The organism is Clostridioides sp. LIBA-6622 (genome assembly GCF_056716095.1).
On sequence record NZ_CP196998.1, the window covers coordinates 3,325,221 to 3,338,919 of the forward strand.

Annotated in this window: 12 protein-coding genes; all 12 read right to left on the bottom strand. The window is 27.7% G+C overall.

The annotated features are described in order from the left end of the window. Positions 1–28: 28 nt before the first annotated feature. The gene (locus ACTG47_RS15585; protein ID WP_479925221.1) at positions 29–850 is read right to left on the bottom strand and encodes a hypothetical protein; all 822 of its coding nucleotides are present in this window, start codon (positions 848–850) and stop codon (positions 29–31) included. A gap of 292 nt (positions 851–1,142) precedes the next feature. Continuing rightward, positions 1,143–3,053, bottom strand: a complete 1,911-nt coding sequence (phnW, locus tag ACTG47_RS15590) for a 2-aminoethylphosphonate--pyruvate transaminase (RefSeq protein ID WP_479925222.1) — start codon at positions 3,051–3,053, stop codon at positions 1,143–1,145. Positions 3,054–3,302: 249 nt separating this feature from the next. Then, entirely contained in the window at positions 3,303–4,088 is a 786-nt protein-coding gene (locus ACTG47_RS15595) for a DeoR/GlpR family DNA-binding transcription regulator (protein WP_479925223.1), read from the bottom strand. Positions 4,089–4,303: 215 nt separating this feature from the next. Beyond that, a complete protein-coding gene (gene dltC / locus ACTG47_RS15600; protein ID WP_003422749.1) occupies positions 4,304–4,534 on the bottom strand; it encodes a D-alanine--poly(phosphoribitol) ligase subunit DltC in 231 nt (76 codons plus the stop codon). A gap of 18 nt (positions 4,535–4,552) precedes the next feature. Then, entirely contained in the window at positions 4,553–5,701 is a 1,149-nt protein-coding gene (dltB, locus tag ACTG47_RS15605; RefSeq protein WP_479925224.1) for a D-alanyl-lipoteichoic acid biosynthesis protein DltB, read from the bottom strand. After that, complete coding sequence (locus tag ACTG47_RS15610; protein WP_479925225.1) at positions 5,701–7,215, bottom strand: D-alanine--poly(phosphoribitol) ligase; 1,515 nt, start codon at positions 7,213–7,215, stop codon at positions 5,701–5,703. The genes dltB and ACTG47_RS15610 overlap by 1 nt, the downstream gene beginning before the upstream one ends. 120 nt (positions 7,216–7,335) lie before the next feature. Beyond that, positions 7,336–8,526, bottom strand: a complete 1,191-nt coding sequence (dltD, locus tag ACTG47_RS15615; RefSeq protein ID WP_479925226.1) for a D-alanyl-lipoteichoic acid biosynthesis protein DltD — start codon at positions 8,524–8,526, stop codon at positions 7,336–7,338. A gap of 243 nt (positions 8,527–8,769) precedes the next feature. After that, positions 8,770–9,741: a Gfo/Idh/MocA family protein gene (locus tag ACTG47_RS15620; protein WP_479925227.1), complete on the bottom strand. Its 972-nt coding sequence runs from the start codon at positions 9,739–9,741 to the stop codon at positions 8,770–8,772. 48 nt (positions 9,742–9,789) lie between these two features. After that, positions 9,790–10,806, bottom strand: a complete 1,017-nt coding sequence (locus tag ACTG47_RS15625) for a Gfo/Idh/MocA family protein (protein WP_479925228.1) — start codon at positions 10,804–10,806, stop codon at positions 9,790–9,792. Between the two features lie 178 nt (positions 10,807–10,984). Beyond that, positions 10,985–11,524, bottom strand: coding sequence for a putative ABC transporter permease (locus ACTG47_RS15630; protein WP_479925229.1), 540 nt, complete (start codon positions 11,522–11,524; stop codon positions 10,985–10,987). Between the two features lie 101 nt (positions 11,525–11,625). Then, entirely contained in the window at positions 11,626–12,306 is a 681-nt protein-coding gene (locus tag ACTG47_RS15635; protein WP_479925230.1) for an HAD family hydrolase, read from the bottom strand. Positions 12,307–12,334: 28 nt separating this feature from the next. Continuing rightward, a complete protein-coding gene (locus ACTG47_RS15640; protein ID WP_479925231.1) occupies positions 12,335–13,624 on the bottom strand; it encodes a hemolysin family protein in 1,290 nt (429 codons plus the stop codon). Between the last annotated feature and the right edge of the window lie 75 nt (positions 13,625–13,699).

Here is a 13,699-nt window from a genome sequence, read left to right on the forward strand (position 1 = left end):
TTTTAAATTTTATTTTTAAAACTATTTATTACTTATCTTTCTTTAAGTTTACTGTCTCATTTATATTCTTTATTTCAGCAACTATTGAATCTTCATCAATCTCTATACTTTCACTGTACTCCAAACTTTCTATATAACATCCTTTACCTACTTTAATGTTTTTGCCTCTTACAACTTTGATTTCACTATTTTCTAAACTTATTTCATCTGCCTCTATAATATTTGCAAATAACTTACTTTCTGTATATGTTCTAATTGACAATAGACCTAGACCTATTAAATTTGAAGATACTTTTTCAAAATTTATAGGTTTTTTTTCCAACATACGAAACTTTTTGCAATAATCTCCATGACCTTTTTTTATATTTATCCTACTTGCTCCAACTTCATTAAAATTAGAAATTCCATTCAAACTAATATTAATTTCTTCACAGTTTAAAAATCCATTACAATTTAAAATTCCACTTAAATTGATATTTTCACAATCTATATTATTACTGGCTTTTAAATATCCGTTTCCATGAATAGTATCTGACTTTATATTTCCCTCAACATTAATAATTCCACCAGTATCAATTTCAATAGAATTAATATTTCCTGTACATTTAAGAAGTCCAGATATATCCACTTTTGAAGCCAATATATTTCCTTCTACTTTACTTAGACCTGATGTAAAAAATTCATTACATTCTGTTGTCCCAAACACCTTTGCTGAACCAGAAGAATCAAATTTACTACATTTTATACTTCCTTCTATCTTTCCTGTTCCTGCTATATTAACATTATCAAAAATCCCACCTTTACACTTCCCAACTCCATTAAAGCTTAGTGAATTTAATCCTTCATTCATAATGGTATCCTTTCTTTAACGTATTTTATCCTTGAAAATAATATAACAAAACATTGTTACGTTGTCAAGCATAATAATTATATTCAATAAAACACTCCTCATTTAATCTCTATTTTAATTTATATAAGTAATAAAAAAATAATAGGGAAATATTATATCCAAACTATAAATCCAATTTTCTTAGATTTATAGATTAAGTAAAATACATCCCTATTACTCAATATATATTTGTTATATAAACTTCTAAAATATTAGTCTCTAAACTCTATAATAATTTACAATCTGACAGCTTCTACATATTGATGAATTTTTCGATTACATCAGCCAATCTCTCCATATCAGTTGGATAAACTTCTCCTATACTACCTATTCTAAATGTATCTATATCAGTCAATTTACCTGGATAAATAACAAATCCATTCTCTTTTAGATGAGTATAGAATTCCATAAATTCGAAATTTGCATTTTTAGGATATAAGAAAGTTGTTATTACAGGTGATTGAGCACCATCATTTACCAAAGTGTCAAAGCCTAAAGATTTTAATCTTGACGCTATTGTAAACTGATTTTCTTTATATCTAGCGTATCTTTTTTCAACAGACCCTTCTTCTTCTAACTCCAATAACGCTTGATAAAAAGCTCTTACAACATGTGTAGGTGAAGTAAATCTCCATTTACCATTATTCTTCTCCATAGTATCCCATTGTGCATATACATCAAGAGATAATGACTTAGATATACCTTTACATTTAGCCAATTCTTCTTTATTAGCTATTATAAAACCAAATCCAGGTACTCCTTGTATACACTTATTAGAACTACTAACTAGAAAATCTATATTAAAGTCTTCAACATCAATCTCAATTCCTCCAAAACTACTCATAGCATCAACTATATAAATCTTATTATATTCTTTTGCAAGTTTTCCTACTTCTTGTATAGGATTTAATCTACCTGTAGTAGTTTCACAGTGAACCATTGATATATGTGTTATATCTTTATTTTCTTTCAATAAATTTTCTACTACATTTAAATCAACTGCCTCTACATCTTTAAATGTACAATCAACAAATTCTATATTTAAATAATTACATATATCTTTCATTCTCTTTCCGTATGCCCCATTTGCAATTACAAGAAGTTTACCATCTTTTGGAATAGCACTTCCTATTGTAGCCTCTACTGAGAAAGTTCCACTTCCTTGCATTAATACACTTGTGTATTTATCTGTATTTTTTGTTCCTAGAGATACTAATCTTCTTCTAACATCTTGAACTAAGTCATTATATTCAACATCCCAAGTACACCAGTCCTTTAACATAGATGCTCTTACTGATTTAGTGGTAGATAGTGGTCCTGGTGTAAGCAATATGTAATCATTTTCTGGTACAAAGTCTGACTTAATAGTTTCATTTTCTATTTTTACTAAAACATCTTCTAATTGAGCCATAGTTTCTATTACAAAATGTGCACCTGCTTCTTTAAATTTCTTTGAAACAATATCCATCTTAACTTTTAGTTCTTCTTTATCCATGTTATCTACTTCTTCTTGTGTAAGTCCTAATTCGCTTGAACCTTTTATTACAGCAACACTCCACATTCCTGCATTTACGCCTTCTTTTACATCACTGATTGTATCTCCTACCTTTACCATAGAACTCATAGGAGATACTCCTAGAGCTTCAGCATTTTTATAACACATCCAAGGATATGGTCTTCCTTGAGATACTTCTGATGGAGTTACAAGAAAATCTGGTGAATATCCTTTTTTTGCTGCGTTTGGTTCAACTATGTTCATCATTTCTCTTGTATAACCTGTTGTAGAGCCTATTTTTAATCCATTTTTTCTTAATTTCTCAACAGTTTCAACAACATGAGGAATTGGAGTTGTATATTCTTCTAATGTTTCAAATAACATTGGCTCAAATTCAGCATAAAGCTCATTTACATCTTCTTCAGTTGGTGCTTTACCAAATTTTTCTGACCAAAGGTTTTTTATTCTATCCATTTCACACATTTCTCTTATATGGTCTATCTTTAATTTTCCCATAGGTTTTCTTGCTTCTTCCATTGTTACATCTATGCCTCTTCTTTTAAATATCTCTATAAATACATTAAGAGGTGCAAAACATCCATAATCAACTGTTGTTCCAGCCCAATCAAATACTACTGCCTTTATTTTTTCTCCATATATCTTTTTCATATTTATAGCCTCCATAGATTCTTTTAGAATTTTTGTGTTTTTATTTGTTTTTACTTTTAAAGTATAGCTTTTACATGTTAATTATACATCATATTTAGGTTAAATGTATATTAAATTTATGCTTTTAGTTGTTTTTAATTGGCTATACTTGTTTTTACTATTCTATAACAAAACTTCACAAAACTCTAAATTATAAGTTAAAATTCATTTTTTCATCTAAATCTATGAGCTAGTTATATTTTATTGTATTTATTTTGCTTCTATCCATGTTATGTTTATTTCGTTTAATTTATCTCTCCATTCGTTTGGAGGTTCTGTATCACAAATTACAAAGTCTAATTCTTCTAAATCTGCTATTTTATACATACTGACAATTCCAATTTTAGAACTATCACACAATACAAAGCTCTCTTTTGAATTTTTTATATATTCTTTTGATAATAATGCTTTGTTTTGGTCTATACTGCTGATTCCAAAACTATCAAGTATACCTTCACTAGATATAAAAGCTTTATCTACATATAAGTTTTTCATAGTATCTATTGACATTGGGCATGCTGTTCTTTGATGCTTTAAATTTACTTTTCCCCCAATAAAGATAACCTCTCCATCAAATAATCCTTGATTTTCATAAGAAATCAATTTTGACAGTACAGGATAAGAGTTTGTAATTACTTTCAAGTTTTTTACAGATACTATATAATCCACAATCTGTAAATTAGTAGTCCCTTCATCTATTGCTATTGACTCATTGTCATTCACAAATTTAGCTGCATATTTAGCAATACTTTGTTTTTTATCCAAATTAGTACTATTTCTCTTTATATGTGCTGGTTCAATCACTCCATAATTTATTTTTATAGCACCACCATAGACCTTTTTTAATTTATTTTCATTTTCTAATTCTTCTAAATATCTTCTTATTGTCTCTGATGAGACCTCTAGTTTCTTCACTAACTCTTTTGTATTTACCTTACCTTTTGAATCTAATAATTTAAGTATTTCTTTTTTTCTATCTATTGAATTTAAAGACATCGCTTTTCCTCCTAAATATGTATATTTTGCTCCTATAATATTACAATAATACCTACTTTTACAAAATTATTATTACAAACTAAACATTTTCACTAAATTGAAATTCAATTTAAAATAACTTATATTATAATAAAAAAAGTCCATCAAATATTAATATCAGATGGACTTTGTAAAGCTTTGTTTTATAAATTAATATTTAAAACTTAATTATTAATTTATTTTCTTGTTTCCAAGAATTTTACTAAATTATTTACAGTAGACATATCTTTTCTCTCTAAATCAGTTGGTTGAAGTTCTATTCCTAGTCTATTTTCAATTTCAAGTAAAACTTCAATTATAGCTAATGAGTCTAAAAGCTCTGTCTCAAATAAATTAAGGTCTAAATCTTCTCTTATCTCATCAGTTCCTAATACATCTTCAAATATTTCTATAACTGTTTCTTGCATAAATTTGCCTCCTTAAAATTAAGCTAAATAACCTGAGAATATCAGTAATCCAAAACATACAATATGGAATGTAATGAAAATTTGAACTCTCTCGAACCATTTTTCTTTTTTATGTTTTTTATAAAACTTAGATTTTCTCTGGTATATATCAGTTAAAACAAGTGCCAACCCCTGATATACGCCATAAGCAACGTAATACCAAGTTAGACCATGCCAAAATCCCATCGTTATCATGGTTATCATTTGAGCTACATGAGCAGCAGTAGTTCTTTTCTTAAATCTTTTCTTTCTCATTGATGACATAACAAATCTTGAAAAAATATAATCTCCAAACCATCTTGAAAGACTTATATGCCATCTTGTCCAGAATTCCTTCATATCTTTACTTATAAATGGCTTGTCAAAGTTTATAGGTACTTGTATTCCAAAGATATATCCTGTACCTATAGCAAACAAACTATAACCTGCAAAGTCAAAGAATAAATACAAACTGTATGCATACATGTAACTTAAAATATTTATAAAACTCATATCTTTAGGTATTCTTGATACCCAATATGTATTTATCAAAAACGCTATAACAAACTTATAACCTACACCCATAACAATATTTTTTATTCCAGGCAGTAAGTATTCTTCTAGATACTCTTTTCTAGATATTTGTTTTTCCAAATCTTGCTCAAAACGTCTTGACCTATCAATAGGACCAGAACTTAATGTTGGAAAAAATAGCATAAAATAAAGCATTTTTGAAATTTTAACTTCTTTTATAGCTCCATCATAAATTTCAATAACCATTTGTATAGTTCTGAAATTTAAGTATGATATTCCAATAAATCCAATTATTCCAAAAGAAGTAACTGGAGATATTTTATTGATTATTATTGGGAGCATTGATGCAAACAAGAATCCCCAATATATGTATTTATTTTTAGTTTTTCTTCTTACATATTCATATCCCTTAACTATTATCACTTCAAGAATAATAAATATTACTAGATATTTTAGTTGGACATCCATACCTACAATTAAGAATATCATAAATAAACTTGCCAACATACCATAATATTTTATATTCTTACCCATTAGACCTAAAATCACTGCTGGTATTGATGTTAATAATAATATATAAAGATAAAAATAATCTCCATACTGTGAAAAAATCATTAAATTTCCTCCATAAGTTTCTTTCTGTCTATTTTACCATTGATATTTGTTGGAAACTCAGATATTATTGAAATATTTCTTGGAATCATATATGAAGGTATATATTTTCCCAATTCCTTTTTTATTATCATCCCATTTTTAATATTGCTTAAATCATTCTTTTCATTTAACTCAACAATACCTTTTAAGTAAGCAATTTTTTCGTCCTTATATATTGGTAAAACTACTGCATTTTTTACATTATGTACTTTTCTTAAGTTATTCTCTATATCTTCTATTTCAATTCTAAATCCATTTAGTTTTATTTGGAAGTCTTTTCTTCCACAATAGTATATATTTCCATCTAGAAGATATCCCATATCTCCAGTTTTATAAGCTCTCCATTTTACACCATCTATTTCATCATAGAAGAATACTTCATCAGTTTTTTCTTTATTATTAAAGTAACCTTTAGAAACTGATGGTCCAATTATTATAATTTCACCTTTTTCATTTTCTTTAAGCTCATTTCCATCTTCATCAAGTATTTTTATTTTACAGTTTGGCATAGGATATCCAACTGGAAGACTTTTTTCATCATTGATAGCTTCTTGAGTCATATCATTTACACTCACACCAACAGTTGCTTCAGTTGGACCATAACCATTGATGACTCTTGTATTTGGAAATCTACTCATGAGTTCTCTAGTAAGATTTTTTGAAAGTGCTTCTCCTATGAATATCATTGATTCAAGTTTAGGAAGCATTTTACTATTAAATTCTTTTTCTGTCACACATACACCTGCAAAAGAAGGAGTTGACACCCATACAGCTATATCTGACATACTAAACTGTCTAAATAGTTCTTTATAATCTGCCAATACATCTTTTGATATTGAAAATAATGTCGCTCCATGAATAAGACCAGGATATATTGTTGTAACTGAAAGGTCAAAAGAATATGCTGCTTGATTCATTATTACTTTTTCACTTCCATCTATATTTAGATACGGACTTATCCAATCTGAAAAACTATCTAAATTGTTTGAACTTATTTGAACTCCTTTTGGTTTTCCTGTACTTCCTGAAGTAAATAGTACATATGCATTTTCATCATCTTTTACCCAGTTTTCTTTATGTAATGATTTTCCTTGATATTCATTTATTATGTCATTTAGTTTGTTCATATCAATTACATTGATATCTCCAAAATCTTTTTCATCACTAAAATTAAATAGTACTTTTGGTTTTATTTCTTTAGTAACTTCAAAAACTCTATCTATTGGAAAACTAATGTCAAGAGGTACATATGCTCTTCCTGATTTTAAAGCTCCTATCATACATGCCATTATCATATTTTCTTTATTTCCATAAATCACTATCGGAGTGTCTTCTTCTTTGTATACATCTTTTAGAAAAACTGATATAGCATCAGAGTACTGATTTAAATCTTTATAAGAAAGTTTATTTCCATTACACATTAATGCTATTCTATCTGTATTTGAATATTTTTTTATTCCTTCAATAATCTTCATATAAAAATGCTCCTTTAAAATCCGTTATAAATAAATGGCAATTCTTTAAATGGAATAAATGTTAGAACTCCTATCGCCAATATTATAACCATAGTTAAACAAATGCTAGTTACCAATTCCTTATTGCTCTTTAAATATCTTAAATAATCTCTCACAGACATCTACCCATCCTTTCGTACCAAGATGCATTACATCTCTTAAATAATATTTATCTGACCCTTTATCTTTAAGATTTAAAACTTCAAAGCCCTTACTTTCTGCTATTTTTTGTGCTTTATCATAGTATTGGTCTCTTTCCTTTTCAGATATCCCAGTCAAATCATAAAATTTACCCATACTTGGGATTAGTACAACAACTGGCTTAATATCTAAGTCAGTACAGACATTTAACATAAGTTTGTAACTTTCAAACTCCTTAGAAGTTAACAAATCTATGTCTTTATCTCTTCCTTTAAATTGTTCTATACCATCCTTAAAATGCATTTGATAATAATACTTATCAATATTTAGTGGATTTTTACCAACTCTTTTTTTAGCATCTTCAATAGCTTTCTTTCTCTCATGTGACCAATTTATTGGTCTTTTTCTTTTTTCTTTTCTTTTTTCATCTAGTCTAATTAATTTTTTATAAAGTATCCCTTTTTCTTTAAGAGCTATACAATACTTTCTTCCTTGAAAATAAGGCTCTAAAATCGCCTTCTCAGCTTTTTCCGACAAGGTCTTAGGTTCATATAGCTTTGCATATAGTGCTTCTGCTTTATACTCGTCACTTCCCCATAATAGTTTGCTTGATTTTTTTGCATATTCACTCTTATTTTCTTTAGATATTTTTGGATTATCTAAAAATCTATAAAATTGTATTGGTGAAAATCTGGACTGATAATGATGGCTTGTTACCCCATCTTTCTCCATAAACCATTGCATAGAAACTAACAAGACAACCTTTTTGTTATCAACATTAGGATTCATACTTCCTAATATTGCAGCATCTTGTAATGTCTGAGTATAAGCTCTCCCAATTGCAAAAACCTTGTTTTTACTCCTATCCGTATTAAAATAGTACTTCGGATGTTGTTTTGTTGAATTACCAAGTTCTGATGACCCCAAAATCATAATATCTTTTTCTCTCAAAAAATGATTATTTGCTGTAACACCTTTGTCCTTTATATCACTTAAAGTATCATCCATAATTGGAAGCAGATTTTTCTCCCTCAAAAGTTCATCAGTTTTAGAATCAAGAAATTTGTCTAGCCCAAATAAAAATACTACGCCTATTATAAACGGAGTAATAAAGTATACCAATTTTCTCATATTTTCTCTCCTCTAAAAATATTCAAATTTATGTTATTATTAATCATATTAGTTTTGATGTATATATTCAACTACAAAATTGTAATAAAATCGCCAAAACTTTTTTTAATACTGTTACAAAATTGTAAAAAAAATAGAAAAAAAGTACTAAAATAGAGTTTCTTCTTAGTACCTTTTTATACTTATAATTTGACATTTTAATACTTAACTATGTATACATTTTAACTTAATATAAAATTAAATTTATTCAAAAGTATACCTTAATCCCCATTGTTTTCTTATCTCATCCATTAAAGTCATGACATCTATAGACAATTCTATGGTATCAGCTTTTATTTTATTTAAGATACAATTATTAATATATTCAATTTCATATTTTAAAGCTTTTTCTGTATATCCACACTCTATATCTTCAACTCTTCCATCATCTGTATAAGTTATTGTAGCTTTTGATGCTCGTGGAAAATTCTCTATGGTTATAAATCCTAATTCACCTGCAACAACACCTTTTTTAGGCATTTTTGCCCTCATAGTTAATGATATTACAGCCATCTCATCATTGGAATTTTTTAAAATTATTCCAGATTGTTCATCCACACCTGTTTCAAAGTTTTTAACAGTTGTTAAAATCTCACTTGGTTGAGTTGACATAAAGTATCTAGTAAAAGAAAGCGCATATGTACCAATATCAAGCAATGCTCCTCCAGCTAAATCTTGACTAAAAAATCTATTATTAACATCATACTCTTTACAACTTCCAAAAGATACTTGTATCATTTTAATTTTTCCTAAACTTCCAGACTCTAATATATCTTTTAATTTTTTATATAAAGGCATATAATAAATAGTCATTGCCTCTGCCACTATTAAGTTTTTTTCATTAGCTAAAGTTACAATCTTTTTTAGTTGTCTTCCATTTACTGTTATAGCTTTTTCACAAAAAACATGTTTTCCATTTTCTAAGCTTTTCATTATATATTCATAATGATTACAATGTGGAGTAGATATATACACTACATCTATTTCCTTATTCTTTAACATTTTATCATAATCATCATATACTTTTTTTATTCCAAACTTATTCGCAAAGTTCTCAGCTCTTTCAAAACTTCTTGAAGCAACTGCATACACATTACAGCTTAACTCAGTCATAGCTTGTGCAAACTCTGACGCAATAGTTCCAGGTCCCAATATAGCCCACTTTATATTACACATACACATCACCTCATACTTGTTATATTACTATATATTTTATAACATAAATTATATACTATCAGCTGGATAAACAATATTACATTGTCTTCTTATTTCATCCATAAGTTCCATTACGATTGTTGAATTTTCATGAGAGTTTATACTAGATTCCATTTTATTATTATTTATAAGACTTATAAACTCCATAAGTTCATAATACATACCTTCTATTTCTCTAGGTTTTTCCTCTTCTTTTTCTTTTAAAATAGATATATCTTCTTCTCTTCCATCTCTATACTTTATAATAGCTTTTTCAAATAGATTAAGCCTTTCAATTATTATACTCCCCTCTTCTCCTTGTATCTCAGATGGTATATGAGAATCAGCTATTTTTGAATACTGAATTATTGCATCCATGTCATCATATTGAAATATAGCTGAACCTTCTCCATCAACGCCAGTTTGAAGTATATGAGAAATTGCCTTTACTGATTTTGGAGCTCCAAATAGATTTACCATTGGATGTATACAATACACTCCTATGTCCATCAATGCACCATTCGATAACTCTTTTTTAAAAGCATTTTCTATAATTCCATTCTTATATTTATCATATCTCGAAGAATACTGACAATAACTTCCAAAGTATCTTCTTATCTTTCCTATTTTATATAAGTTTTCTTTAACTGCCTTAAAGTTTGGAACACATGTAATCCTCATAGCTTCCATAAGAAGTACATTATTATCTCTAGCTGTTTCTATCATTAGTCTTAATTCTCTTAAATTAGATGCTAATGATTTCTCACAAAGTACATGTTTTTTGTATTTTAAACAAGTAAGAGCTTGTTTTGAATGTATAGCATTTGGAGAAGCTATGTATATAGCATCTATATCATTTGATTTAGCCATTTGTTCTAAATTATCAAAAAAAATACTTGCTCCATATGGTTCTCCAAATTCCTTAGCTTTTTCTAAATCCCTCGAATATACAGCAATCAATTCAAATTCTTGAATCCTAGAAGCAGCTTTTAGAAATATCTTTGATATATTACTAGTCCCAATAATACCAAATCTTACTTTACCCATTATCAATCACTCCCTATTTTCTATATTTTATTTTGATTTAAATAGAAAACTTTATAACCTATTATAATATTCTCAAATAAATTCATCAAATAAAAAAGAAAGCTAATTTTAAATGATTTCATCATTTTAACATAGCTTTCTTTCTACTACAATCTAAGTTTAATCTATACTTTTTAAGTTACCTTTCCACTATATCTCTATTTCCTCTCAATAGTTTTATAGTAAAAACTTCATCTACAAATAGTGCTATCAACAATACAGTTACAAGAATTGGCCAATAAGGAATTATAAGTTGATACAAATTATCAACTATATATACTTGAAAATATCTTACTCCAATAAAAGTCAGTATAGTCCAGTACATAGAAAACTTTAGACATACTATTCCACTACGATTGTACTTGTAATCAGAATAATCCCAATATACCTTATTAAAATATATTTTCATAAGTATACCTGTAATATATTCTACTGTTGTTGGTACTACTAAACATAATAAAAGCAATGCAAATATATTATTTGGGTCAATAAATCTTGAGACCTCTATTATAATCGACATTGCAATTGCATACATTGGCTTAAAGGGACCATTTAAAAATCCATCCTCTTGAAAATGCCCTTGTGTATAATAACTATATAAGTTTTCAATTATCCAACCTATAAAACCATACAAGAAAAAATTAAATAAAAAATATAATAGAGAACCTACATTATCCATGAATATTCCTCCTAGTTGTTTATAATTATTTTTTCTCATATTCATGGATTTATTCTAAATCAAAGAAATTATATTTAATTTATTTAATTTAATATTTTATATTATAGGTTATTACATGTTTTAGAATTCAAACTTTTTAGGTATTCTCTAACTTCTAATAAATTTTCAAGTATCTTATGTGATTGTGCTTTAATCTGTTCATCTGGTTCTTTTAAATCTGGTACATTTATACATCTTATACCACCATTATATGCAGCTTCCACACCCATAGGGGAATCCTCTATAACAATACAATTTTGTGGTTCTATATTTATTTTTTTAGCTGCTTTTAAGAATATTTCTGGATTTGGCTTAGAATTTACAACATCATCCCCACATACTATAGCATCAAAGTACTCTTTTAAGTTTGCTTTAGCTAATCTCTTTACAGCTCTTTCTCTTTTCGTAGATGTTGCAACAGCCATTTTATATCCACTTTCCTTTAAGAAAGAGATTAATTCATTGACTCCTAATTTAATAGGGGCTCCTTCTCTATCCATAAATTCAATCATATTTTTAGTTTTTTCATCATACAAATCTATTATTGGCACAGACTTATCGTATATATTTGTAAGACCTTCTATTATCCCCTTACGATTTCTTCCCATAACCGATGTGTATATTTCTTTAGTCATAGTATATCCATACTTTTCAAATGTCTCTATCCAAAATTCAAGAGATATTCTCTCTGAATCAAATAAAACTCCATCCATATCAAAAATAATTCCTTCTACTTTTTGCATACAATTCCTCCAACATTTTTTGATATAATTATATTACACTTTTTATGATTAATTTTACAACCCTCAATTTATCCAATTCTAATATTGTAAAATTATAGTTTTCAAAAGTAACACTTTGATTTACTTTAATATTTGAACCAAGCATATAGGATATCCATCCACCTATACTGTCAAATCCATCATGTTCTATATCAAGCCCAAAATACTTGTTAATATAGTTAATCGACTCTGTTCCATCAACCAAATAAGAACCTGCTCCTATTTTCTTAATATGAGTCTCTTCTTTGTCAAATTCATCTTGAATTTCTCCAACTATCTCTTCTAATATATCTTCTATTGTAACCACTCCAGATGTACCACCATATTCATCCACTACTATCGCAAGTTGAAGCTTCTCTTTTCTTATTCTCTCAAGAGCCTTATCTATAGTCAAGTTTTCAGATATGTATATAATATCTCTCAATATCTGTTCTAGTTCAATTTTATTTTCATTTATCTTTTGATTATATAAATCTCTTATATGTACAAAACCTAATATATCATCTTTATTTTTTCTACATACTGGGTATCTTGTTACACCTTCTTCTTTTAAAATAGATAATATCTTTTCTTCTGAATCACTTTCATATATACATACCATATCAGTTCTAGGTACCATTATCTCTCTAATTTTCTTTTCCTCAAATTCAAAAATATTATCAACAAATCTTTGTTCTGATTCATCTATAAGACCACTTTTATAACTTTCTTCTACCAATAACCTTATTTCATCACCTGTATGTGGCTCATCAACCTCATCACCTTGTGAATATCCAAATGGTTTAAGAAATAAATCAGTACTTAGGTTGAAAAAATATATTACTGGATATGTTAACTTATAAAATCCTGTTAATAAAAAAGATGTACTTAACATTATCTTTTCTGTATTATAAAGCGCTAAAGCTTTAGGAACCAATTCTCCTATTACAACTTCTACCATCGTTATAATTAAAAAGGAAATAGAAATTGATATAGTATATATAATACTTTCACTAAGATTAAAGATACTTATTATTGGTAAAATTAACTCTTTAACTGTAGATTCTCCCATCCAACCTAATGCAAGTGAACAGAGTGTTATCCCAAGTTGACATGCAGAAAGATAGGAATTTAAATTATCTTTTATTGTTTTACATCTTATTGCATTATTATTGCCTTCAGCTATCATAGTATCTATTCTAGAACTACGAAGCTTTACCATAGCAAATTCACAAGCCACAAAAAAAGCATTTATCAAAACAAGTATTGCTATAAGTGTTACATTTAATAAATCCCGCATAAAGTATTGGTTCTTATAATATAGGAAATTTATAAGAACTCAAAGTTCCCCCCTTATATTTCTAAAATTTAATTT

Excerpts from the sequence above, each read along its gene's own strand:
- ACTG47_RS15585 (WP_479925221.1), bottom strand. The coding sequence starts at position 850 with ATGAATGAAGGATTAAATTCACTAAGCTTTAATGGAGTTGGGAAGTGT.
- phnW (WP_479925222.1), bottom strand. The coding sequence starts at position 3,053 with ATGAAAAAGATATATGGAGAAAAAATAAAGGCAGTAGTATTTGATTGG.
- ACTG47_RS15595 (WP_479925223.1), bottom strand. The coding sequence starts at position 4,088 with ATGTCTTTAAATTCAATAGATAGAAAAAAAGAAATACTTAAATTATTA.
- dltC (WP_003422749.1), bottom strand. The coding sequence starts at position 4,534 with ATGCAAGAAACAGTTATAGAAATATTTGAAGATGTATTAGGAACTGAT.
- dltB (WP_479925224.1), bottom strand. The coding sequence starts at position 5,701 with ATGATTTTTTCACAGTATGGAGATTATTTTTATCTTTATATATTATTA.
- ACTG47_RS15610 (WP_479925225.1), bottom strand. The coding sequence starts at position 7,215 with ATGAAGATTATTGAAGGAATAAAAAAATATTCAAATACAGATAGAATA.
- dltD (WP_479925226.1), bottom strand. The coding sequence starts at position 8,526 with ATGAGAAAATTGGTATACTTTATTACTCCGTTTATAATAGGCGTAGTA.
- ACTG47_RS15620 (WP_479925227.1), bottom strand. The coding sequence starts at position 9,741 with ATGTGTAATATAAAGTGGGCTATATTGGGACCTGGAACTATTGCGTCA.
- ACTG47_RS15625 (WP_479925228.1), bottom strand. The coding sequence starts at position 10,806 with ATGGGTAAAGTAAGATTTGGTATTATTGGGACTAGTAATATATCAAAG.
- ACTG47_RS15630 (WP_479925229.1), bottom strand. The coding sequence starts at position 11,524 with ATGGATAATGTAGGTTCTCTATTATATTTTTTATTTAATTTTTTCTTG.
- ACTG47_RS15635 (WP_479925230.1), bottom strand. The coding sequence starts at position 12,306 with ATGCAAAAAGTAGAAGGAATTATTTTTGATATGGATGGAGTTTTATTT.
- ACTG47_RS15640 (WP_479925231.1), bottom strand. The coding sequence starts at position 13,624 with ATGCGGGATTTATTAAATGTAACACTTATAGCAATACTTGTTTTGATA.